We start from the raw sequence: 21,713 nt of genomic DNA on the forward strand, positions 1-21,713 counted from the left end.
CCCGCTGAGCTGCCGGTCGCCGGTCGCGGCTGCTTGACTGCCCGGCATGGACCTGCCCGTGCTGCCGCCGGTGAAGCCGATGCTGGCCAAGGCCACCACCAAGCTGCCCACCGCCGAGGGCCTGTACTATGAGCCGAAGTGGGACGGCTTCCGCTGCATCGTGTTCCGCGACGGCGACGAGGTGGAGCTGGGCAGCCGCAACGAGCGCCCCCTCACCCGCTACTTCCCCGAGGTGGTGGCCGCGGTCAAGGCGGCCCTGCCCGAGCGCTGCGTCGTCGACGGCGAGATCGTCGTGCCGCAGGGCGACCGGCTGCACTTCGAGGCGCTGCTGCAGCGCATCCACCCGGCCGAGTCGCGCGTCACCCTGCTGGCCGAGCAGACGCCGGCGTCCTTCGTCGCCTTCGACCTGCTGGCGATCGGCGACGAGTCGCTCATGGAGACGCCGTTCGCCGCGCGCCAGGCCCGGCTGCGGGAGGTCATCGGCGCGGGCACCGACTCGGTGCACGTCACCGCGATCACCCAGGACGCCGGGACGGCGCGGCGCTGGTTCGAGGAGTTCGAGGGCGCCGGGCTCGACGGCGTCGTCGCCAAGCCCGCCGACCTGCCCTACGGCCCCGACCAGCGGCTCATGACCAAGGTCAAGCACGTGCGCACCGCCGACTGCGTGGTCGCCGGCTTCCGGTGGCACAAGTCCGGGCCGATCGTGGGGTCGCTGCTGCTGGGCCTCTACAACGACGCCGGCGACCTCCAGCACATCGGCGTCGCGGCGTCCTTCCCGATGGCCCGCCGCGCCGAGCTGGTCGAGGAGCTGGCGCCCTACCGGGCCCAGGCGCTGGACGGGCACCCGTGGCAGGACTGGGCGAACGCCGAGACCAACGGCGACGGCGAGCACCGGATGCCCGGCGCGCAGAGCCGCTGGAACGCCGGGAAGGACCTCTCGTGGGTGCCGCTGCGCCCGGAGCTCGTCGTCGAGATCAAGTACGACCAGCTGGAGGGGCGCCGCCTGCGCCACACCGGGCAGTTCCTGCGGTGGCGTCCCGACCGGGAGCCGCGCACCTGCACCTACGACCAGCTGGAGGTGCCGGTGCGCTACGACCTCGCGGAGGTCTTCGCCGGCTGACCGCCGCGGGAGCACCGAGCGGGGAGCGGACCGGGGAACGGGAGCCGGCCGGTGTCTTCGCCGGCCGAGGGACGGCGGGCGCCTGCGGTCCCGGCGCCGGGCTCCTAGGCTCGTGATCATGCGCCTGTCCCGCGGCCTCGTCGCCGTCGCCAGCGGCCTGCTCCTGACCGTGTCCGGCTGCACCTCCTCGGACCCGGACGCGGCGGACCCCTCCGCCACGTCGACGACGCCGGCCGAGCCGGAGGCGGAGGAGATCACCTGGACCGACTGCGACGAGCAGATCTCGTCGGTGATCGCCGGCAGCCCCGGCAGCGAACGGGACCTCCTGTTCGAGTGCGGCCGCACCCAGGTGCCGATCACCTACGCCGAGCCCCAGGGCGAGAAGCTGACGATCTTCCTCGTCCGCGCCCGGCTGGCCGGGCAGACCGACCGGCTCGGGTCGCTGGTGGTCAACCCGGGCGGGCCCGGTGGCTCCGGCGCCGACGCGGCCATCCAGCGGGCGCTGACCCTGCCCGAGAACGTGCTGAGCCGCTTCGACCTGGTCGGCTTCGACCCACGCGGGGTGGGGCTGTCCACCCCGGCGGTCGAGTGCGTCCCGGACGAGCTGAAGGACCGCATCGTCGCCGCCGAGCCGCGCCCGGTCAGCGAGGCGCAGCTCGACGAGGCGTTCGCGCTGGCGCAGGAGGTCGGCGACGGCTGCGCGGAGGAGTACGGGGACGCGCTCGGCACGTTCAACACGACCGACACCGCCCGCGACATGGACCTGCTCCGCCAGGGGCTCGGTGACGAGCAGCTGACCTTCCTCGGCTGGTCCTACGGGACCACGCTGGGCTCCACCTACGCCGAGCTCTTCCCCGACCGGGTGCGGGCGATGGTCCTCGACGCCGCCGTCGACCCGGACAACGACCCCCGCGCCGACGCCGAGGCCAGCGCGGCCGGCTTCGAGGCGGGCTTCGACGCCTTCGCCGCGAACTGCACCGGCCTGGTCGCCGGCTGCCCCATCGGGGCGGAGCCGCGCCGGTTCGTCGAGGAGCTGCTCGCCCAGGCCGCGCAGGCGCCCATCGCCAGCGCGCGGGCGGGTGAGACCCGGCAGGCCACCCCCGGTGTGGTCCTGACCGCCATCCGCGCCGGGCTCTACAACACCAGCGCGTGGCCGCAGCTCCAGCAGGGCCTCGCCGCGGCGCGCAACGGCGACGCCCAGGGCCTGTTCTCCCTCGCCGACGCCTTCTACGGCCGCCTGCAGGACGGCACCTACTCCAACCTCATCGACGCCGACCTGGCCATCACCTGCGCCGACCGGGACCCCGCCCAGGAGGTGCCCGAGGCCGACATCCGGGCGCTGGCCGCCGACTGGGGCCAGCGCTACCCGCTGTTCGGCGCCGGCGCGGCGGCCGGCCTGGCCACGTGCTCGGCGTGGGAGGCCGAGCCGACCCCCCTGCCGGCGCGGGACGCCGAGGGCGCCGCGCCGATCCTCGTCGTCGGCAACACCGGCGACCCGGTCACCCCGCTGCCCGGTGCGGAGCAGATGGCCACGGAGCTGACCTCCGGCGTGCTGCTGGTCTGGCAGGGCCTCGGGCACACCTCCTACCCGAAGACCGGCTGCGTCAACGACGTGGTCAACGCCTACCTGGTCGACCTGGTCGTCCCGGCCGACGGTGCGACGTGCCCCTTCTGAGCCGGCGGGGCCCTAGGGTGCGCCCGGTGAACGCGCGATCCGGGTCCGGTCGGTGATGGCTGCTGCCAAGGACGCCGTCGTCCTGCAGGTCGACGGGCACGAGGTGCGGGTCTCCAGTCCGGAGAAGCCGTACTTCGCCGACCGCGGCATCCGCAAGATCGACGTCGTCGAGTACTTCATCAGCGTCGGCGACGGCATCCTGAACGCGCTGCGCGACCGGCCCACGACGCTGGAGCGCTGGCCGGGCGGGGTGTTCGAGGGCGCCCGCCTGTCCACCCGCGTGGACAACACCGGCGACGCCTTCTACCAGAAGCGGGTGCCCAAGAACGCCCCCGACTGGGTGCCGACCGCGCACATCACCTTCCCGAGCGGGCGCACCGCCGACGAGATCGCCCCGGACTCGGTCGCCGTCGTCGCGTGGTGCGCGAACCTGGGCACGCTGACCTTCCACCCGTGGCCGGTGTCGAAGTCCGACGTGGAGCAGCCCGACCAGATCCGCATCGACCTCGACCCCCAGCCCGGCACCGACTTCGCCGACGCGGTGGCCGTCGCCCCGCACGTGCGGGAACTGCTCGCCGAGTTCGGCATGCAGGGCTGGCCGAAGACCTCCGGCGGCCGCGGCGTGCACGTCTACGTGCCCATCCAGCCGCGGTGGACCTTCCCCGAGGTGCGCCGGGCGGTCATCGCCTTCGGCCGCGAGCTGGAACGGCGGCTCCCCGACCGCGTGACGATGTCGTGGTGGAAGGAGGAGCGCGGCGAGAAGATCTTCATCGACTACAACCAGATGGCCCGGGACCGCACGATCGCCTCGGCCTACTCGATCCGCGCGAAGCCGCACGCCCCGGTCTCCGCGCCGGTCGACTGGGACGAGCTGCCCGACGTCTCCCCGTTCGACTTCGACGTCCGCACCATGCCCGCGCGGTTCAAGGAGGTCGGTGACAAGCACGCCGGCCTGGCCGACCACGCGTTCGGCATCGAGCCCCTGCTGGAGCTGGCCGACCGCCAGGCGAAGGACGACGGCCTCGGCGACCTGCCCTATCCGCCGGACTACCCGAAGATGCCGGGCGAGCCGATGCGGGTGCAGCCCAGCCGGGCACGACGGCCCACCAGCGCGGACGACTAGCGGTGCCGTCCGCTCAGGGCGCCGGCTCGCGGTGGACCATCTGGCCACGGACGAGCGCCACGACGGCACCCCGGCCGTCGGTGACCCGGACGCGGGGGCGCCCACGGCCCTGGCCACGGGTTCGACGCTACCGGCCCGGTCGCGCACCTCGACCGACGTCCCGTCGCCGGAGCCCAGGCGCGCCGGGCGTCCCAGCAGCGCGGAGGGATGACCCGGCGCTCGACGCCCCCTCCTGACCGACCGCCGCTTCGGCCGCGAGCCGGTACTCGGCGAGCTGCCCGGCACGCCGTCGCGGCGTGGCTGCCTCGCCCGATGACTGCGGGGGCCTCGTCGCCTCGTGCCGGTCACCCGCCTGATCGGCCCGAGCCCGGCGCCTCCGGCCGGGCTCCTTGACGACAGCTGGTCGGCTGAGCAGGTTGAGGCCATGACGACGCGGTCGCTGGCGGGGGTCGAGGTGCGGGCCGCACCCGCGGCCCGCCGGCGGTGACCGGCTCCCGTCGCCACACCGTCGTCCCCTCGGCGGCGGCCGAGCGTGCCATCGAGCGAGACCTCCCCGAGCCGGTGGCTGTCGCGGTCGCCGACTCCCTGCACGGGCGCCCGCCACCAGGCTCACACCACCGGCCCCATCCGGGCGCCGATCCGTTGCCGCAGGCCGACGACGCCTGCATGTGGGAGGAGGACTCCTTGTCCGTTTCACCTCGGCGCACCTCGAGTGCCGGACGCCGGCTCACCGCCCTGGCTGCCGGCTGCGTGGCCACGCTCACGCTGGCGGCCTGTGGTTCCGACGACGCGGGTGGCACCGGAGGCGGGGGTGGTGGCGAGGACGGCGCGACCGCCGTGACCGTCGGCTACTTCCCCCTGGTCCACACCGCCACGGCGGTCCAGGCCCAGGAGACCGGCGCGTTCGCCGACGCCGGCCTCGACGTCACCCTCGACCAGACCTCCGGCGGCGCGCAGGCCATCCCCTCCCTGGTGGCCGGGGAGTACGACATCACCTACGGCAACTACACCTCGGCCCTCCTGGCCGCCCAGCAGGGGCTGCCCATCCGGGTCGTGGCCGGCAACGACGTCGGCGCCGACGACCACGCGATCATGGTGGCTGCCGACTCGCCGTACCGGTCCGCCGCCGACCTCGCGGGCGCGCGGATCGCGGTGAACAACCTGCAGAACATCGGCACCGTCGCCATCAACGCCGTCCTGGAGGACGCCGGTGTCGACCTCTCGACCATCCAGTTCGTCGAGCTGCCGCTGCCCGACATGGCCCCGGCCCTCGATGCCGGGGACGTCGACGCCATCTGGCAGGTGGAGCCGTTCCAGGCCTCGGCGCTGGCGGCCGGCCACCGGGTGCTGTTCCCGCTGTTCAGTGGCCCGGTCGAGGACATGCCGGTCGCCGGCTGGCTGACCACCGAGCAGTACGCGCAGGAGAACCCGGAGGTCATCGAGGCCTTCCGCCAGGCGATGACCGCGTCGATGGACGAGCTCACCGACAACCGGGAGCGGCTGGTCGAACTCGTGCCCAGCTACACCCAGGTGCCGGCCGAGACCGTGCAGCAGGTCGCCCTGCCCGCCTGGGACGCCCAGGTGGACGTCGCGCAGCTGCAGAAGATGTCGGACCTCATGCTCGAGTACGGGATCATCAGCGAGGAGTTCGACGTCGAGATGATGATCGTCGACTGAGGCGCCTCGTCGCGACGGCCCCGCGGACCGGCCGCGGGGCCGTCGTCCCCCCGGGGCAGGGAGGCCGCCCGGGCACGCACGCCGCTCCGCCCGGGCGCCCTCCCTGCCGGGTCCTGGACAGCCCCTCCGGGTCGCTCCCCCGGCACCGGACGCCGTCGGCTGTCGGGAGCGGGTCGTCGGCCGTAGGTTGGTCCCGCCGTCGCGGACGGCCGTCCCCGGCCCGCGGGACGGGCTCGGTGGAGCTGAGGGAGAACTGGATGGCGACCGACCGGCCCGACCCGGGCGACTTCCTCGAGCTGGCCCAGCGGATGCTGCGGGAGCTGTTCGGCGAGCCGCGCAGCGGGGACGACGCGTGGGCGGAGGCGACGCGTCGTCCTCCCGGGCGCTCCGGAGCCCTGCCGGGCGAGCCGAGCACCGGGCGGCAGCGCGAGGACCGCGCGTTCGCGCTCGCGACCCGTGCCGTCGAGGCGCTCGAGGACCTCGTGCTCAACGTCGCGGCCATCCGTCAGCGCCTCGAGCGCCTCGATCCCCAGGCCCCCGGGGCGCGACCCGAGGACGAGCGGCGCGGCACGGAGGGTGAACCGGGTCCCCGGTGACCGGCTCGTCCGCCGGCTGAGGCGGTCGACGGCCGCGGGCGTGACCGCCGCGTGGGCGGGGAGGACCGGGCGCTCGACGTCAACCGGCGGTGGCGGAGGGTCCGAGCCGGCCCTCCAGCTCCGTCCGCAGCACGTCGGGCACGGGCTCGGGGTGCCCCGAGCCGCCGACGTGCACGACGGTGTGCCCGCCCTCCACGCAGACGACGTCCCCGGTGAGGACGCGCCAGCGGTAGGCGATCGAGCTGGTGCCGACCCGCTCCACCTCCAGCTCCACGACGTACTCGTCACCGGCGCGCAGCGACGACAGGTACGAGGAGGTGACCGCCCGCCGGGGGAAACCCGCCGGGTCGAGGCCGCACGCCCGGTAGGTCTCGTGCTCGGCGTCCTCCGCCCATCGGAGGGCCGACGTGAAGTGGAAGCGCCCGGAGGCGTCGGTCTCGGAGAACCGGACCACGCCACGCGACCGGTACGCGCTCACGCGCGCACCGCGCCCAGGTGCCCCGGTCCCCGCGTCTCGTCCGCCCCGGTCGGGGTGGTGGTCCCGGACCCGAGCCGCCGGACCGGCAGGTCGCCGTCATCGGTCATGGACCAGCACTACCAGGTGTACGGAGGCGGGCACCAGGTGCCGCTGCCGGTGGCGGCCGTGCGGCACCGGGACGGTTGAGCCGATCGCACCGGCTGGGGTACTGGTGCGGCACGCCACTGCCCCAGGGAGGCAGCCATGACCCGACGGCACCGTGCGCTCCGGTCCGCGATCGCGGCAGCCGCGGTCGCCGCGGCCGGCCTGCTCACCAGGTCGATGGTGCGGGGCGTCCGCCGCCCGTGAGCCGGGGACGCGTGGTCGTCCCGAGCGCGACCGGTGACGACGTCGCACCCGCGCCCGGGGCACCCTCCCTGCTCCTGCTCCGCGCCACCGGGACACGGGCGCGGGTCTCCGACCTGGGAGGATCGGCGGGATGTGCACGGTGGTGGTGCGGTGGACCCGCGGCGCGCCGGTGCGCCTGCTCGCGCTCCGGGACGAGCTGACCAGCCGGGAGTTCGACGACCCCGGGCAGTGGTGGCCGGAGCACCCCGGTCTGGTCGGGGGCCGTGACCGTCTCGCGGGCGGCACGTGGTGCGCGACGCGCATCGACACCGGGGTCACCGCCCTGGTGCTCAACAGGCCGCAGAAGCGGGTGGCCGACGCGGGAGCCCCGAGCCGGGGGACGCTGCCGCTGGTCGCCGCCGAGCACGGCGCGGACTGGCTGTCGGCCGTCGACCTCGGCGGCATGGCCAGCTTCCTGCTCGTCCTGGCGGCGCCGGACCGCATGACCACCTGGGACTTCGACGGCGAGCGGCTGGTGACGACCGAGCACCCGGAGGGCACCTGGATGGTGACGTCCGGCGGTCCCGAGGACCGCAAGGCCGACGCCCACCTGCCGCTGTTCACCGAGACCGGCCACCCGGACGGCTGGCGCCGGCTCGTGCAGGCAGCACCGCCGCGGGACGACCCGGCCGCACTGGTGGTCCGCCACGAGCAGGACGGGCTGGTGTTCGCGACGGTCTTCGGAGCGCTCATCGAGGCCCGGCCGGGCCGGCTCCGCATGGAGTACAGCCGCCGGCCCTGGCTGGATCCGTGGTCACCGGTCCTCACCTGGCCCTGAGCCCCGGCAGGAGGCGGTGGTGGGCCTGACCCTCCACCGCGCCGGCCCTCACGGGAGTCGTTCAGCCGGTGACGGCCCGGATGCTCTCGAAGTGCTCCTGGATGTGGTGGATCAGGACGGCTTCGATGACCTGCTCGGCGGTGAGGTCCGCATCAGCCGGCTCGAAGCGCGCCGAGCGCGCCAGCTCCTCGTCGGTCAGCCCCCGCACGAAGAGCGAGGCAGAGGCGCCGAAGGTGCCGAGCCGGTCGAGGATGTCGTCCCGGGTGGCGCGGGCGTTCTTCTCCTGGTCCAGGGTGTTGAAGGTCGCGAAGTCGTCCCAGGTCTCGGTGACGGGTAGGCCCGTGGCGATGCGGTGCACCCAGGGCGGGATGATGAGGTGACCGGTCGCGATGTGCATGGCCGTCGCCGGCACCGTCCACCCTTCCGCGGTGGTCACGCAGTTCCACTGCTCGTCGGTGCAGGTCTGGACGAACCGGACCACTTCCGCGTTGTCGGCGTCGAACCGGTCGGCGAGCTCCTGGGCTCGGGTCTTGCCCGTCACGTCGGTTCCCGTGCTCATGTCGACCCCTGGTGCCTTTCCGGTACGCGGGAGACAGCGGACCGAGCCTAGGGGGGACGTCAGACCCGGGTCAGGGCTCTTCGACCCTGAGCGGCGCGCTCCACGATGGGCGGGTGCGGCAACGCCGGACCGCGCCCGGCGAGCGGTGGCGCGTGGCGGCCAGCCGCGCCTTCCCCGGCGCCCACGGGATCGCGCGCTCGTACGAGGAGGCGCGCGAGGCACTGGGCTCAGCCGACCGGCTGCACCTGGACGCCGAGGTGGTGGACCCCCGCGACCTGCTCGTGTACCGGGTGCTGGGGCGCGACCAGGCGGCCATCGTCGACCTGGTCCGGGACGTCCTCGGGCCGCTCGCCCGGGTCCGCGGCGGTCCCGGGGTACTCCTCCACACGCGGCGGGAGTACGTCGCCGCCGGCGACGTCGCCACCGAGGTCGCCCGGCGGCTGCACGTCTCGGTCCGCACGGTGACCCACCGCCTGGCCCGGGACGGCGCTGCCCGCGGACGGCTGACCGACGCAACGGACGCGGGCAGGGCGCCGACCTCGCGCTGAGACCCGGGTCACACGAGGTGTCTATCGCGTTACGATACTTCCGCAGGTCCTCAGCTGCGCAGCGCCGAGGCGGAGGCTCCCGTCGGGAGGTCGATCGTGCTCAGTGACCACGGACCACGCGTCGTCGCGGGACACCGGTGCCCGCTGACGGGACCGCCCGGAACGCCGCGCCGGACCGGGCGCCACGCCGCCCCGGTCGCCGACTCCCCGCCGAGCGCCGACTGATGGTGCTCTCCGTGCTGGCGGTCGTCGCCGTCCTGGTCGTGCTCCTGCTCGGCACCAGCGTCCGGGTCGTCACGCAGTTCGAGCGCGGCATCGTGTTCCGGTTCGGCCGGGTGCTCCCCGAGCTGCGCGGCCCCGGCCTGACCCTGCTGGTGCCGGTCGCGGACCGGCTCCGCAAGGTGAACATGCAGATCGTCACGATGCCGGTGCCCGCCCAGGAGGGCATCACCCGCGACAACGTCACGGTCAAGGTCGACGCCGTCGTCTACTTCCGGGTGTTCGACCCGGTGCGCGTGGCCGTCGACGTGCAGAACTACGAGGCCGCGATCGGCCAGGTCGCCCAGGCCTCGCTCCGGTCGATCATCGGCAAGAGCGACCTGGACGACCTGCTGTCCAACCGGGAGCGCCTCAACCAGGGCCTCGAGCTGATGCTCGACAACCCTGCCGTCGACTGGGGCGTGCACATCGACCGGGTCGAGATCAAGGACGTCGCACTGCCGGAGTCGATGAAGCGGTCGATGTCCCGCCAGGCCGAGGCCGAGCGGGAACGCCGGTCCCGGGTGATCACCGCCGAGGGCGAACTGCAGGCCTCCCAGAAGCTGGCCCAGGCCGCCCAGGTCATGGCCGCCCAGCCGGCCGCCCTGCAGCTGCGCCTGCTCCAGACGGTCGTCGAGGTCGCCGCGGAGAAGAACTCGACACTGGTCCTGCCCTTCCCCGTCGAGCTGCTCCGCTTCCTGGAACGGGCCACCCCGGCCGAGGCCGCCCCGGCCGACCCCGGCGGGGGCGTCGTCCCACCCGCGCGCCCGGCCGCACCCTCCCCGGCCGCGCCCGCGCCGCGGAGCACGGACGCGAGCGAGCAGGCCACGGACACGGCGGTGACGTCGTGACCGCGGGTGGGGGCCGGCGGCCGGTCGTCGTGGCCGTCGGGGCCGGCGCACCGGACAGCGACGCCCTGGCCTGGGGCGCGGCCGAGGCCGCCGCCCGGGGCGCACCGCTGCACCTCACGCACGTCCTGCCGTCGCGGCTGGCGATCGACCCGTACGGCGTCCTGCCGGCGGTGGAGGACCCGGGGACGGCGGCGGAGGTGGCCACCTCGCTGGTCGAGGCGGCCCTCGACCGTGCCCGCTCCGTGGCGCCCGACGTCCCGCTGACCGGGTCCGTGGTGCCGGGCACCCCGGCCCGGGTGCTGGTGCAGCAGAGCCGGGAGGCCGGGCTGCTCGTGCTCGGTGGCCGGCCCGCCGGCAGCGCGGGCGGGTGGCCGGCCGGCGGGCTGGGCCCGCGGGTGGCGGCCCGGGCCTCCTGTCCCGTGGTCGTGGTCCGCGCGCGCCCGCGCGTGCGCACCCCGCCGTCCCGGCCGCGGGTCGTCGTCGGGGTCGACGCCACCCGGTCCTGCGCCGCGGCCCTCGACCTCGCCTTCCGGGCGGCGGCGCAGCGGGGGCTCCCGGTTGCCGCGGTGCACGCCTGGGGCCCGGACGCCCCTGCCGACCTCGAGGGGGCCAGCGGTTCCCCCGCGGCGATCGAGGCGGAGGCCCGGGAGGTCCTCGACCGGGTGCTCGACCGCTGCTGCTCCCGGTTCCCGGAGGTCCCCGTCGAACGGCTGGTGCGCTGCGGTCTCCCCGCGGCGGTGCTCGTCGCGGAGTCCCTCGGCGCCGCGCTCGTCGTCGTCGGGTGCCGGGGCCGTGGCCCCCTGCGCAGCGCGCTGCTCGGGTCGACCAGCCGGACGGTCGCGCGGCGCGCAGCCGGACCGGTGGCCGTCGTCGGCGCCGGCTGCACCGCCGGTCGGACGACCGTCCCGGAGGACACGGGCCGACGGCGGTCGCGCGAGGCGTCCCCGCGGGGCGGGCCCCCCGGCGACCGCGGGAGCCGGTCGGACTGACCGCCGCTCCGCGCCCCTGACCGGTTCCGGCCGCGGGTCACGCCTCCCTCAGGGGGACTCGTGCCAGGTCGGCACGGCGAGGGCGGAGTCCATCCGGCGCAGCTCGTCGCGGTGCAGCGCGGCCAGCCGCGCCAGGACCTGGTCCCCCTTGGCGGTCAGGCCCACGCGGACGACGCGTCCGTCCTCGGGGTGCACCCCCCGGTGGACGAGGTCCTGCCCCTGCGCGCGGGTGACCAGCTCCACGACGCTGTGGTGCCGCAACTGCAGACGCTCGGCCAGCTCGCCGATCGTGGCCCACTCGCGGCCGGGGAACCCCTTGAGCGCCAGCAGCAGCTGGTACTGCTGCGGGGTGAGGTCGTGCTGCCGGACGGTCTCCTCGCTGAAGCGCAGGTAGCGCCGGATGGCGAAGCGGAAACGCGCCAGCGCCTCGAAGTCCGCCTTGGTGAGGGGCTCGGTCGCGGCGGCGGCCTCGGCGCCCCGGACGCCGGCCGTGGGTTCCGGCACGGGCCGCACGATACCGCCGCTCCGCCGCCGGCCCGGCCGCGACCAGATCCCTCCGACGGGAGGACCCGGCGACGCCCCGGCGTGCCCGCACCCGCTCGCGGGCACGACGCGGTCGGGTCGGGCTCCGGCCGGGCCACCCTGGCCGTCGGCCTCGACCGCGGCCGCGTGGGCCGGCCGGCGTGGGCGTGGGCGTGCGGGTGCTCCTGCCCGGCCTTCCGGACCGAGCTCGCCGGACGGAGGCGGCCCGGGGGCGGTCAGCGCCCGAGGACGGAGGTGACCTGCCGGGCGATCTCCAGGTCCTCCCGCGCGGTGACGACGACGGTGCGGGCCGCCGCGCCGGGGGCGCTCACGTCGCCGTCGCCGGTGGTGCCGCGGTTGCGCTCCTCGTCGACGGCCAGGCCGAGGTGGGCCAGCGCGGCCGCGACGGCCTCCCGCACCTGCCAGGCGTGCTCCCCCACCCCGCCGGTCAGGACCAGCAGGTCCAGCCCGCGGGTGGCCGCGGTCATCGCGGCGACCTCACGGCACAACCGGTGCAGGTAGACGTCGAGGGCCAGCGCGCAGTCCGCGTCGCCGGCCGCGCGGCCGGCCAGCACGTCCCGCAGGTCCCCGGAGGTGCCCGACAGTCCCTTCAGCCCCGCGTGGTGCTCGAGCACGTCGCCCAGCTCGGCGACCGGCACCTCACCGTGCTCGAGCAGCCAGAGCAGCAGCCCCGGGTCGAGCGTGCCCGGCCGGGTGTTCATGACCAGCCCGGCCAGCGGGGTGAACCCCATCGTCGTGTCGACCGGGACGCCGTCCCGGACGGCGGCCAGGGAGGCCCCGGCGCCCAGGTGCGCCGAGACGATCCGCAGCTCCGCCGGGTCCCGGCCCACCAGCTCCGCGCCGCGCCGCACCGCGTGGGCGTGCGAGAGCCCGTGGAACCCGTACCGGCGCAGCTGCCAGCGCTGGTTCCACTCCCGGGGCACCGCGTACGTGGCGGCCGCCGGGGGCAGCGTGGCGTGGAAGGTGGTGTCGAAGCAGGCGACCGCGGGGACGTCGGGCAGCAGCTCCTCCATGGCCCGGATGCCGCCCAGGGCCCGCGGGTTGTGCAGCGGGGCGAGGTGCCGGATCGACCACAGGTAGGCGACCAGCACCGGGTCGACGCGGGCCGGGCCGGTGTGCCGGGCCCCGCCGTGCACCACCCGGTGGCCGACCGCGTCGACCGGGCCGCAGCCGGACAGGAAGTCGGCGAGCGGCTGCAGGTCCCCCTCCCCCCGCCAGCGCTCCACGACGGTCGCCGCGGTCACCGCGCCGCCGTCGTCCAGCCGGGTCAGCTTGAGGCTGCTGGAGCCGGCGTTGACGACGAGGACCGTCACGCCTCCGGCTCCCGCAACGGGTCGGCTCCCGCGGTCACCGGCCCCGCGGCGCCGGACCACGACCAGTCGCGGATCTCGGGCAGGTCCACGCCGTGGGTGCGCACGTACTGGCGGTGCCGGACCAGCTGGTCCTGCAGCGCCTCGCGGGCGTGGGCACCCCTGTCGCGCAGCCGCGGGACCCGGTCGATCGCGCTGATGGCGAGGTTGAACCGGTCGATGCGGTTCATCACGCAGATGTCGAACGGCGTGGTCGTCGTCCCCTCCTCGACGTAGCCGCGGACGTGGAGGTTGCCGTGGTTGGTGCGCCGGTAGGTCAGCCGGTGGATGAGCCAGGGGTAGCCGTGGTAGGCGAACACCACCGGCTTGTCGGTGGTGAACAGCGAGTCGAAGGCGGCGTCGGACAGGCCGTGCGGGTGCTCGCGCTCGTCCTGCAGCCGCATGAGGTCCACGACGTTCACGACCCGGACCCGCAGGTCGGGGAACCAGGCCCGGAGGATCTCCACCGCGGCCAGGGTCTCCATGGTGGGCACGTCGCCGGCGCAGGCCATGACGACGTCCGGCTCGCCGCCGGCGTCGCTGCTGGCCCACTCCCAGAGCCCGATGCCCTTGGTGGCGTGCACGATCGCCGAGGGCATGTCGAGGTACTGCAGCGCCGGCTGCTTGCCCGCGACGACCACGTTGACGTACTGCCGGGTGCGCAGGCAGTGGTCGACCACCGACAGCAGCGTGTTGGCGTCCGGCGGCAGGTACACCCGGATGACGTCGGCCTTCTTGTTGACCACGTGGTCGATGAAGCCCGGGTCCTGGTGCGAGAAGCCGTTGTGGTCCTGCCGCCACACGTGCGAGGTGAGCAGGTAGTTCAACGACGCGATCGGCCGCCGCCACGGGATGCCGTTGGTGGTCTTCAGCCACTTGGCGTGCTGGTTGACCATCGAGTCGACGATGTGGACGAACGCCTCGTAGCAGGAGAAGAAGCCGTGCCGGCCGGTGAGCAGGTAGCCCTCCAGCCAGCCCTGGCAGGTGTGCTCCGAGAGGACCTCCATCACCCGGCCGTCGGGGGCCAGGGAGTCGTCGCCGGGGAGCCGCTCGGCCATCCACGCGCGGTCGGTGACCTCGAGGACGGCGCCGAGGCGGTTGGAGTTGTTCTCGTCCGGCGCGAAGACCCGGAAGGTGTCGCTGTTCTGCCGCACGACCTCGCGCAGGAACGTGCCGAGGACCCGGGTGGCCTCCACCGCCCCGGTGCCCGGCGCGGGGACGTCGACGGCGTGGTCGCGGAAGTCCGGCATCCGCAGGGGCCGCAGCAACCGGCCGCCGTTGGCGTGCGGGTTGGCGCTCATCCGCCGGTCCCCGGCCGGGTGCAGGTCGCGGACGGCGGGCACCGGCGCCCCCGACCCGTCGAACAGCTCCTCGGGTCGGTAGCTGCGCAGCCACTCCTCGAGCACCCGCCGGTGGCCGTCGTCCTCCCGGGCGTTGGCGAACGGCACCTGGTGCGACCGCCAGGAGCCCTCGACCCGGTGCCCGTCGACCTCCACCGGCCCGGTCCACCCCTTCGGTGAGCGCAGCACGACCATCGGCCAGCGCGGCCGGGTCAGGTCGCCGTCCACCCGGGCCCGGCGCTGGATCGCCGCGATCTCGTCGAGGCACCGGTCGAGCGTGGCGGCGAACTGCTGGTGCATGCGCTCCGGCTCGTGCCCCTCCACCAGGTACGGCGTGTACCCGTACCCGCGGAACAGGTCGGTCAGCTCCTCGGCGCTGATCCGGGCCAGCACCGTCGGGTTGGCGATCTTGTAGCCGTTGAGGTGCAGGATCGGCAGGACGGCGCCGTCGCGGGCGGGGTCGAGGAACTTGTTGCCGTGCCAGCTGGTCGCCAGCGGGCCGGTCTCGGCCTCGCCGTCGCCGACGATGCAGGCGACGACCAGGTCGGGGTCGTCGAACACCGCACCCTGCGCGTGCGACAGCGAGTAGCCCAGCTCTCCGCCCTCGTGGATGGACCCGGGCGTCTCCGGGGCGACGTGGCTCGGGATGCCCCCGGGGAAGGAGAACTGGGTGAACAGCCGCCGCATCCCGGCCTCGTCCTGCGAGACGTCCGGGTAGACCTCGCTGTAGGTGCCCTCCAGCCAGGCCGCGGCCACCGGTCCGGGCCCGCCGTGCCCGGGGCCCATCACGTACACCATGTCCAGGTCGCGGGCGGCGATGACCCGGTTGAGGTGGGCGTAGACGAAGTTCAGCCCGGGGGTGGTGCCCCAGTGGCCGAGCAGCCGGGGCTTGACGTGCTCGGGCCGCAGCGGCTCGCGCAGCAGCGGGTTGCCCATCAGGTAGATCTGGCCGACCGACAGGTAGTTCGCCGCCCGCCACCAGGCGTGCACCCGGGCGAGCTCGTCGGCGGACAGCGGCGCCCCGGCCGCCGTCCCCTGCGGTGTCTGCACGGCGACGTCCATGCGGCGTCCTCCCTCTCGGGGGCCGGACCACGGGCCCGCCCGCGATCCCACCGGCCCACCGGGGTCCCCGGCAACCCGCTGCGCCGTGACGGCCCCACGTCGCCCCGCGGGGGCCAGGATGCCGGGCCATGAAGTACGTGATGACCTACCGCGCGGTCGAGGACTTCCTGCCGCTGGCCCGCCGGCACGGCCCGGCGCACGTGGCGCGGCTGCACGAGTTCCGCGACCGGGGGCTGCTGCTCATGGTGGGCACCTTCGACGAACCCCTGAACGGCGACGCGATGGGGGTGTTCACCACGCGGGAGGCCGCCGAGGAGTTCATCGCCGGCGACCCGTTCGTGCAGGGCGGCGTGGTCGCCGAGTGGCGGGTGCGGCCGTGGAACGAGGTCCTCGTGCCCTGACCCTCACCCCGAGGGGTGAGGCGCCGCCGTCCGGACGACGCCCCGGTGCCCGACCTGCCGTTGACCGGTGTGATCGGTCCACGACGGAGGTGCACGGTGCGGGTCTCGTTCTTGGTGTACGGCGTGCTCTACGTCGTCGTCGAGATCGTCGGTGCCCAGCTGGAGTCGATCGGCTGGCCGGAGCTCACGCCGCTGGACGTCGCCACCGCCGTCACCAACGCGTGCCTGACCGTGGCCGTCGGCATCGCCGTCCTCGTGGGGCTCGACCTCGGCGGTCGGCGGTGGCGCCGCTCGGTGCAGGCCTGGCGGGCCGAGCGGGCCCGGGAAGCCGAGGTGTACTGGGAGGAGCAGCCGCCGATCGGCGTCCCCTCCTGGCGGGCCGAGCCGCTGGCGCTGCCCGTGGGCCCCTCGCCGGTCCCGACCCCGGACTACCCCGGCGCGCCCTCGGGCGGCCGGGCCTTCCCCGAGCAGCCGGGGCACCTGCTCTGACCTCCGGCGACCGGCCCGGGGTCAGTCGTCGGCCAGCAGCGCCGCCCGCAGGCCCAGCCCGTGCGCGGCCGCGGCGGCCGCTCCCCCGCGCCGGACGGCCCAGGCCAGCTCGACCGCGTCGGCCGGCCCCGGCCGGGGGCCGCGCCCGGAGATCATCCGGCCCACCTCGTCGCCGGAGACGCCGGCGCCGTCGGCGCGCAGCCACAGCCAGCCGCCGTCCTCCAGCCGCTGGGCCAGGTCGGCGTCCAGGTCGCTGTCGGCGAGGTCCTCGACGTCGCACAGGACGAGCGGGGCGGTCAGGGAGGCGGTGGCGGCGGTCATGTCGGGAGTCCGTTCCTCGGGGTCGGCCGGGTCCGTCCCGGCACCGACGACTCTCCGGCCGCTCCCGCAGGTACCCGACGAGGGAACCGCACGGTTGCCGCAAGACCTGCACGTCCGCGACGCGCCCGGGCGGACGAGGAGAGTCCCCGGCATCCCGCAGGTGGCGCAGGACGTCTAGGGTGGACGCGTCGGGAAGGCCCTGCGCTATGGCAGGACCCCGATGCACCACCTCAGCTAGGAGCGAGCAATGCCCGAAGGAACTGTCAAGTGGTTCAACGCGGAGAAGGGGTTCGGCTTCGCCACCCCTGACGGCGGCGGACCGGATGTGTTCGTCCACTACTCGGCCATCCAGACCAGCGGGTACCGCTCGCTCGACGAAGGCCAGCGGATCTCGTTCGACATCGAGCAGGGCCAGAAGGGCCCGCAGGCGGCGAACGTCAACCCGCTCTGATCCCACGATCAGCCGCCGGTCACTGACCGGCACCAGCGCCCCCGTCCGGTCCTCCGGGCGGGGGCGCTGTCGTTCCCCGGCTACCGCGCCCGCGGCACGTAGCCGCCGATGAGCGCCGACATGAGCAGCGCACCGGCGTCGGGGCCGACGGCGGCCGCGGCGTCGGCGAACGCCCGCCACCGCTCCCGCTCGACGTCGGTCGGGGCGTTCTCCGCCCGCGCGGTCAGCTGCTCGAGCAGCCGCTCCCACTCCCCCTGCGGCGTCGGCCAGAGCCCGGCCAGCCGGCGGGCCTCGGCCGAGATGCCGGTGAACCGCACGATGTCGCCGGCGTAGTTGGTCAGCGCCTCGACGTACCCCGACGACACCAGCGCCCGCGCGGCGGCGACGACCTCGGGCTTGGCCAGCCCGCTGGCCGGCACGACCTGGCCCAGGTACGGGGCGCCGCCGTACCTCGGTTCGTCCACCAGCCGCGCGATGGCCCGCAGCACCGGGAGGTCGCGGGTGAACCAGACGTCGGGCAGCGGGGTGTCCAGCGAGCTCACCGGCCCAGTCTCCGCCGCACACGGCGCCGCCCCGCCACCCGGGGTCACGGGGTGGCGGGGCGGCGGGGTGCTGCCTCAGTCGCGGGCTCCGGTCAGCTCCGGCCGGCGGGCCAGGATCACGCCGAGGAGGGCGTAGCCGACCAGCAGGTGCGCCGCGCCGGCGAAGCCCGCCGCCGCAGGCACGATCACGTTGAGCGGGACGACGACCGGCGCCCAGCTCTCGGCGACCAGCGGCCAGACGCGCGCGGCCCCCCGCCAGCGGCCGGCGATCGCGATCCGGACGCCGATGGCGGCCATGCCGAGCATCGACAGCGGCCAGAAGGCGTCCAGCAGCAGGAACCACGTGGCGTCGTCGTACTGGCGCAGGAAGATCCACGTGAGCGTGGAGACGATGGCCAGGCCGAGGAGCACGTGCTCGGCGTGGAGGAAAGCGCGGGCCAGCCGGCCGGTGCCGGTGGCGCGGGTGCGCAGCTGGAGAGCCACCAGTGCGACCAGGCCGAGCTGGAACAGCAGCGAGGTCAGGTTGTAGACGGCGTCCCCCCAGCCCGGGTCCGGGTTCGGGCCGAAGACGAGCAGTCCGGCCGCCCACGCCGCGGAGCCGGTGGCCACCGCGATCCCGGTGCGGCGGGCGAACCGGGTGGTGGTGACCGGCGGGGTGGCCGACGTGGTGGCCGCACCCAGGTCGGTGCGGGCGGTGGCGGGGGTGGTGCTGAGCGACATCTCGTCTCCCGGGTGGAGGTGGCGGTGCCCTGCGCACCGACTGGGAGAACCGTCTCGGGGCGCCGTCCCGGGCAGCCAGGGCGTGCCGCCCTCGATCCGGTCCCGGTCGCCGTCCCGGGCGACACGGGACACCTGCCTCGTGACGCGCGGGACGGCGGCAGGCCAGGATCGCCCGCGTGCAGGTAGGAGCTCCGGTCGCAGGGCGGCCCCCCACGGCGCCGGCGCCTCCGTCCGCGCCGCGCCCGGCACCCTCCGGGGAGTCCCCAGCGCCCGGGCTGCGGCTGCTCGGCTGGCTGCTGGTGACCGTCACCGTGGCGGCCGCGGTGGCCGCAACGGTGCTCGACGTGGTCACCCCGGCCGCCGCCCGGGAGGCCGCGGAGGCCACGCCCGGCTGGATCATCGGGCTGCCCGGGGTCGGGCTCGCCGTCCCCGCGGCCCTGCTGCTGCGCCGGGTGCCGCGCAACGCCGTGGCCTGGGTGGTCGGCGGCACCGGCCTGCTGTGGGCCCTGGACGGCGTCGCGCAGTCGTGGCTGACGTTCGCCCTGCAGTCCGACCCGCCGCTGGCCGGGGGGACGGCCGCCTTCTGGTTCGTGAACCGGTTCGGCGCCTGGCTGCTGCTGGGCCTGCCGCTGCTGCTCCTGCTCTACCCGCACGGCCGGCTGCCCTCCGGCCGCTGGCGGGTCGTCGCCGTGCTCAGCCTCGCCTCCACGGCGCTGCTGCCGACGCTGCTGCTGGTGGTCCCGTCGGAGATCGCCGACGCCCGCGCCGGCTCGGAGACCCCGGCGATCTACCGGTCGCTGGACCTCGACCCGACCAGCCTGCCGTTGCCCGAGCCGGTCGTCCTCCCGCTGCTGCAGCTGGCGTTCCCCGCCGCGCTGCTGGGTGTGGTCGTGCCCGTCGCCGCCGTCGTCGTCCGCTACCGGCGGGCCACCGGTGAGGACCGCCGCCGCATGCGCTGGCTGCTGTGGGCGGCCGTGGTCGACCTGCTGGTCATGCTCGCCGCCCTGGTCTTCCCCGGGGACGCGTCCTCCTTCGCGCTGTCGATCGCCGTCACCCTCACCGGCGCGGCGATCGCCGTCGGCGTCCTGCGTCCCCGCGCGGTCGACATCGACCGGCTGCTCGGCGGCACCCTCGTCTACGGCGGGCTCGCCGTCGCCGTCGTCCTGCTCGACCTGGCGGTGGTCGCGGCCGCCGGCGCGCTGCTCGGGGACCGGCTCGGCGACCGGGACGCCGCCCTGCTGGCCCTGCTGGTGGTCACCGGGCTCTACGTGCCGCTGCGCGCCCAGGCCTGGCGGCTGGTCCGCCGCTGGGTGCTCGGGGAGCGGGAGGACCCCTACCGCGTCGTCTCCGGCCTGGCCGAGCGCCTGGAGCGCTCCGACGGCGCGGAGGAGCAGCTGATGGCCGTCGCCGCCGGCATCGCCGAGGCCTTCCGCTCCCCGTACGTGGGCGTGGAGGTCGACCAGCCTGGCGGGCAGCACCTGCTGGCCGAGTCCGGGCGCCGCCCGGCCGCGGTGCGGTCCCTGCCGATCGCCTACCGCGGGGAGGAGGTGGGCCGGCTGCTCCTCCCCCGGGACGGCGTCCGCGCCCACCTGGTCACCCGCGACGAGGGGCTGCTGGCCGACGTCGTCCGGCAGGCCGCCGCGGCCGCCCGCGCCGGTTCGCTCGCCGCCGAGCTGCAGGCCAGCCGCGAGCAGCTGGTCGCCGCGCGGGAGGAGGAGCGCCGGCGGCTGCGCCGCGACCTGCACGACGGGCTGGGCCCCTCGCTCGGTGCGGTGGTGCTGCGCATCGACACCGCGCGCAACCTCGCCGTGTCCCGGCCCGAGGAGGCCGACCGGCTGCTGCGGCAGGCCCGGGACGACGTCTCCGCCGCGCTGGCCGACGTCCGCCGGCTGGTGCACGACCTGCGGCCGCCCGCGCTGGACGACCTCGGCCTGGCCGGGGCGGTGCGCCAGCAGGCCGAGCGGCTGCTGACCCCGCGCGTGGAGGTCACCGTGGACGCCGGGGAGCTCGCCGACCTGCCCGCCGCGGTCGAGGTGGCCGCCTACCGGATCGCCTCGGAGGCGCTGGCCAACGTCGCCCGGCACGCCGCGGCCGGCCGGGTGCGGGTGTCGCTGGCCTGCGACGGCGACGGGGCGCTGGTGGTCGAGGTGGCCGACGACGGCGTCGGCATCGCCCCCGGGGCGCCGGCCGGTGTCGGGCTGGTGTCGCTGCGGGAGCGGGCCGCGGAGCTGGGCGGCCGCTGCTCGGTGGAGTGCCCGCCGTCCGGGGGCACGGTGGTGCGGGCGGTGCTGCCCGCGGACGGGGAGGGAACAGCATGAGCGAGCCCGAGGAGCCGCTGCGGGTGGCGGTGGTGGACGACCACCCGGTCTACCGGGACGGGCTGGCGGTGCTGCTCGGGTCGGTCCCCGGCCTGGTCGTCGTGGGCACCGCCGCCGACGGCGCCGAGGCGGTGGCGCTGGCCCGCGAGGAGCAGCCGGACGTCGTGGTCATGGACGTGCAGATGCCGGTGCTCGACGGGATCGAGGCGACCCGGCGGATCACCACCGAGTCGCCGTCGGTCGGGGTCGTGGTGCTCACCATGAGCGAGGACGACGGCACCGTCTTCGCCGCCGTCCGGGCCGGTGCCCGCGGCTACCTGCTCAAGGGCGCCGACCAGGAGGAGGTGGTGCGGGCGATCACCACGGTGGCCGGCGGCGGGGCGGTGTTCGGGGCCGCCCTCGCCCGGCGGATCGCGGAGTTCTTCACCACCGGGCCGGCCGGCCCGGAGACGGCGTTCCCGCAGCTGACCGCCCGCGAGCGGGAGGTGCTCGACCTGGTCGCGGCCGGCCGGTCCAACGCCCAGATCGCCGCGGCGCTGTACCTGTCGCCGAAGACGGTGCGCAACAACGTGTCCAACGTGCTGGCCAAGCTGCAGGTCACCGACCGGGCGCAGGCGATCGTGCGGGCCCGGGAGGCGGGGCTGGGCCGCTGACCGGCCGGTTCGGCGTCGTACCGTGGACGTCATGACGACGTCCGCGCAGAACCAGCCCAGGGTCACCAAGAGCGACGAGGAGTGGCGGGCGCAGCTGTCGCCGGAGGAGTACGCCGTCCTCCGGCAGGCCGGCACCGAGCGGCCGTGGACCGGTGAGTACGTCGACACGAAGACGACCGGCGTCTACACCTGCCGGGCCTGCGGGGCGGAGCTGTTCCGCTCCGAGACCAAGTTCGACTCGCACTGCGGCTGGCCGTCGTTCTACGAGCCGACGTCGGCCGACAACGTGGTCCTCCGCGAGGACCGCAGCCACGGCATGGTCCGCACCGAGGTGCTGTGCGGCACCTGCCACAGCCACCTGGGGCACGTCTTCGAGGACGCGCCGCAGACCCCGACCGGCGACCGCTACTGCATCAACAGCGTGAGCATCCGGCTGGTCGAGGCCTGAGTGGAGCGTGGGAGTGCAGGTCCCCTGCACTCCCACG

General features: G+C 75.3%; 23 protein-coding genes. 15 read left to right on the forward strand and 8 right to left on the reverse strand.

The features are described from left to right. Nucleotides 1-46 precede the first annotated feature (46 nt). The 5 genes from ACI79E_RS07245 (at nucleotide 47) to ACI79E_RS07265 (ending at nucleotide 6,191) form a co-directional block, all read left to right on the forward strand. Entirely contained in the window at nucleotides 47-1,120 is a 1,074-nt protein-coding gene (locus ACI79E_RS07245) for an ATP-dependent DNA ligase (RefSeq protein WP_456931851.1), read from the forward strand. Between the two features lie 118 nt (nucleotides 1,121-1,238). Further along, nucleotides 1,239-2,795 (forward strand): alpha/beta hydrolase, encoded by a 1,557-nt coding sequence (locus ACI79E_RS07250; RefSeq protein ID WP_456931852.1) that lies wholly within the window; start codon nucleotides 1,239-1,241, stop codon nucleotides 2,793-2,795. 55 nt (nucleotides 2,796-2,850) lie between these two features. Beyond that, nucleotides 2,851-3,918 carry a non-homologous end-joining DNA ligase gene (ligD, locus tag ACI79E_RS07255; RefSeq protein ID WP_456931853.1) on the forward strand — a complete coding sequence of 356 codons (1,068 nt, stop codon included), beginning with the start codon at nucleotides 2,851-2,853 and terminating at the stop codon, nucleotides 3,916-3,918. Nucleotides 3,919-4,602: 684 nt separating this feature from the next. Then, complete coding sequence (locus ACI79E_RS07260; RefSeq protein ID WP_456931854.1) at nucleotides 4,603-5,595, forward strand: ABC transporter substrate-binding protein; 993 nt, start codon at nucleotides 4,603-4,605, stop codon at nucleotides 5,593-5,595. A gap of 257 nt (nucleotides 5,596-5,852) precedes the next feature. Next, nucleotides 5,853-6,191, forward strand: a complete 339-nt coding sequence (locus ACI79E_RS07265) for a hypothetical protein (protein ID WP_456931855.1) — start codon at nucleotides 5,853-5,855, stop codon at nucleotides 6,189-6,191. Between the two features lie 79 nt (nucleotides 6,192-6,270). Here the strand turns inward: ACI79E_RS07265 and ACI79E_RS07270 are convergent, their stop codons facing one another. Next, the gene (locus ACI79E_RS07270) at nucleotides 6,271-6,669 is read right to left on the reverse strand and encodes an acyl-CoA thioesterase (protein WP_456931856.1); all 399 of its coding nucleotides are present in this window, start codon (nucleotides 6,667-6,669) and stop codon (nucleotides 6,271-6,273) included. Nucleotides 6,670-7,147: 478 nt separating this feature from the next. Here ACI79E_RS07270 and ACI79E_RS07275 point away from each other — a divergent pair, with 478 nt between their 5' ends. Next, on the forward strand, nucleotides 7,148-7,834 hold the full coding sequence (locus ACI79E_RS07275) for an NRDE family protein (RefSeq protein ID WP_456931857.1): 687 nt from the start codon (nucleotides 7,148-7,150) through the stop codon (nucleotides 7,832-7,834). 61 nt (nucleotides 7,835-7,895) lie between these two features. Here the strand turns inward: ACI79E_RS07275 and ACI79E_RS07280 are convergent, their stop codons facing one another. Next, the gene (locus ACI79E_RS07280; protein ID WP_456931858.1) at nucleotides 7,896-8,393 is read right to left on the reverse strand and encodes a DinB family protein; all 498 of its coding nucleotides are present in this window, start codon (nucleotides 8,391-8,393) and stop codon (nucleotides 7,896-7,898) included. A gap of 113 nt (nucleotides 8,394-8,506) precedes the next feature. Between ACI79E_RS07280 and ACI79E_RS07285 the strand changes: the two genes are divergently transcribed. The 3 genes from ACI79E_RS07285 (at nucleotide 8,507) to ACI79E_RS07295 (ending at nucleotide 11,039) form a co-directional block, all read left to right on the forward strand. Continuing rightward, nucleotides 8,507-8,941 (forward strand): PucR family transcriptional regulator, encoded by a 435-nt coding sequence (locus tag ACI79E_RS07285; protein ID WP_456931859.1) that lies wholly within the window; start codon nucleotides 8,507-8,509, stop codon nucleotides 8,939-8,941. Nucleotides 8,942-9,165: 224 nt separating this feature from the next. Then, nucleotides 9,166-10,050, forward strand: a complete 885-nt coding sequence (locus tag ACI79E_RS07290) for a slipin family protein (RefSeq protein WP_456931860.1) — start codon at nucleotides 9,166-9,168, stop codon at nucleotides 10,048-10,050. Then, a complete protein-coding gene (locus tag ACI79E_RS07295; RefSeq protein ID WP_456931861.1) occupies nucleotides 10,047-11,039 on the forward strand; it encodes a universal stress protein in 993 nt (330 codons plus the stop codon). The genes ACI79E_RS07290 and ACI79E_RS07295 overlap by 4 nt, the downstream gene beginning before the upstream one ends. 48 nt (nucleotides 11,040-11,087) lie before the next feature. On the opposite strand, the gene ACI79E_RS07300 is transcribed toward ACI79E_RS07295, so the two are convergent. The 3 genes from ACI79E_RS07300 to ACI79E_RS07310 all read right to left on the reverse strand — a co-directional run bounded on the left by ACI79E_RS07300 (nucleotide 11,088) and on the right by ACI79E_RS07310 (nucleotide 15,333). Then, nucleotides 11,088-11,543 (reverse strand): MarR family winged helix-turn-helix transcriptional regulator, encoded by a 456-nt coding sequence (locus ACI79E_RS07300; protein WP_456931862.1) that lies wholly within the window; start codon nucleotides 11,541-11,543, stop codon nucleotides 11,088-11,090. 254 nt (nucleotides 11,544-11,797) lie between these two features. Further along, entirely contained in the window at nucleotides 11,798-12,895 is a 1,098-nt protein-coding gene (locus ACI79E_RS07305) for an acetate/propionate family kinase (RefSeq protein ID WP_456931863.1), read from the reverse strand. Further along, entirely contained in the window at nucleotides 12,892-15,333 is a 2,442-nt protein-coding gene (locus ACI79E_RS07310) for a phosphoketolase family protein (RefSeq protein WP_456931864.1), read from the reverse strand. The genes ACI79E_RS07305 and ACI79E_RS07310 overlap by 4 nt, the downstream gene beginning before the upstream one ends. Nucleotides 15,334-15,461: 128 nt before the next feature. Here ACI79E_RS07310 and ACI79E_RS07315 point away from each other — a divergent pair, with 128 nt between their 5' ends. After that, nucleotides 15,462-15,734, forward strand: coding sequence for a YciI family protein (locus ACI79E_RS07315; protein ID WP_456931865.1), 273 nt, complete (start codon nucleotides 15,462-15,464; stop codon nucleotides 15,732-15,734). 96 nt (nucleotides 15,735-15,830) lie between these two features. Then, nucleotides 15,831-16,223 (forward strand): hypothetical protein, encoded by a 393-nt coding sequence (locus tag ACI79E_RS07320; protein ID WP_456931866.1) that lies wholly within the window; start codon nucleotides 15,831-15,833, stop codon nucleotides 16,221-16,223. A 21-nt stretch (nucleotides 16,224-16,244) separates the two neighbouring features. Here the strand turns inward: ACI79E_RS07320 and ACI79E_RS07325 are convergent, their stop codons facing one another. Beyond that, nucleotides 16,245-16,544, reverse strand: coding sequence for a hypothetical protein (locus tag ACI79E_RS07325; RefSeq protein WP_456931867.1), 300 nt, complete (start codon nucleotides 16,542-16,544; stop codon nucleotides 16,245-16,247). 247 nt (nucleotides 16,545-16,791) lie between these two features. Between ACI79E_RS07325 and ACI79E_RS07330 the strand changes: the two genes are divergently transcribed. Beyond that, nucleotides 16,792-16,995: a cold-shock protein gene (locus ACI79E_RS07330; RefSeq protein ID WP_012948038.1), complete on the forward strand. Its 204-nt coding sequence runs from the start codon at nucleotides 16,792-16,794 to the stop codon at nucleotides 16,993-16,995. A gap of 80 nt (nucleotides 16,996-17,075) precedes the next feature. Here ACI79E_RS07330 and ACI79E_RS07335 read toward each other — a convergent pair whose 3' ends face one another. Beyond that, nucleotides 17,076-17,537 carry a hypothetical protein gene (locus ACI79E_RS07335; RefSeq protein ID WP_456931868.1) on the reverse strand — a complete coding sequence of 154 codons (462 nt, stop codon included), beginning with the start codon at nucleotides 17,535-17,537 and terminating at the stop codon, nucleotides 17,076-17,078. Between the two features lie 75 nt (nucleotides 17,538-17,612). Further along, nucleotides 17,613-18,257 (reverse strand): hypothetical protein, encoded by a 645-nt coding sequence (locus tag ACI79E_RS07340; RefSeq protein ID WP_456931869.1) that lies wholly within the window; start codon nucleotides 18,255-18,257, stop codon nucleotides 17,613-17,615. A 299-nt stretch (nucleotides 18,258-18,556) separates the two neighbouring features. On the opposite strand from ACI79E_RS07340, the gene ACI79E_RS07345 reads away from it, so the two are divergent. The 3 genes from ACI79E_RS07345 to msrB are packed head-to-tail and all read left to right on the forward strand — an operon-like array spanning nucleotide 18,557 to nucleotide 21,676. Then, a complete protein-coding gene (locus ACI79E_RS07345; protein ID WP_456931870.1) occupies nucleotides 18,557-20,575 on the forward strand; it encodes a histidine kinase in 2,019 nt (672 codons plus the stop codon). Continuing rightward, nucleotides 20,572-21,228 carry a response regulator gene (locus ACI79E_RS07350; RefSeq protein WP_456931871.1) on the forward strand — a complete coding sequence of 219 codons (657 nt, stop codon included), beginning with the start codon at nucleotides 20,572-20,574 and terminating at the stop codon, nucleotides 21,226-21,228. Before ACI79E_RS07345 ends, ACI79E_RS07350 begins: the two co-directional genes overlap by 4 nt. Before the next feature lie 31 nt (nucleotides 21,229-21,259). Then, nucleotides 21,260-21,676 (forward strand): peptide-methionine (R)-S-oxide reductase MsrB, encoded by a 417-nt coding sequence (gene msrB, locus ACI79E_RS07355; protein ID WP_456931872.1) that lies wholly within the window; start codon nucleotides 21,260-21,262, stop codon nucleotides 21,674-21,676. Nucleotides 21,677-21,713: the final 37 nt, after the last annotated feature.

Source organism: Geodermatophilus sp. SYSU D00079 (assembly GCF_054050635.1).